At 71.5% G+C, this 351-nt stretch carries 1 pseudogene; it reads right to left on the bottom strand.

The window, feature by feature from the left end:
* A pseudogene (locus AB4Z02_RS19400) lies at positions 1-351 on the bottom strand (DNA replication/repair protein RecF); the annotation flags it as partial.

Here is a 351-nt window from a genome sequence, read left to right as displayed (position 1 = left end):
ACCGGATCGCCGGTCGTCGACTCCCGGCGCAGCAGCTCAGCGGATGCGAGCTTGAGGGCGAGTGCGAACGACCAAGATTCGCCGTGGCTCGCGTAGCCCTTCGCCGGCAGGCCGTTCAGTTCGAACAGGATGTCGTCGCGGTGGGGCCCGACGAGCGTGATCCCGCGATCCAGCTCCTTGCGGCGCACCGCCGCGAGAGCCGCACGGAACGCGGAGGGCGTATCCGTCGCGTCCGCGGCGCCGCCGCCGCCTGACCCGTTCTCCGCGCCGGCGGTCGCGACACCGGCATCCTGTGCATCCTCGACCTCGGCCCCGCGGATCGTCAGGAGCGGGATCAGCTTCGGATGGTGG

Source organism: Pedococcus sp. 2YAF34 (genome assembly GCF_052114585.1).
Classification (GTDB): Bacteria; Actinomycetota; Actinomycetes; order Actinomycetales; family Dermatophilaceae; genus Pedococcus.
The sequence above is the reverse complement of the archived record's forward strand: the minus strand, read 5'-3'. Positions and strand labels throughout refer to the sequence as shown.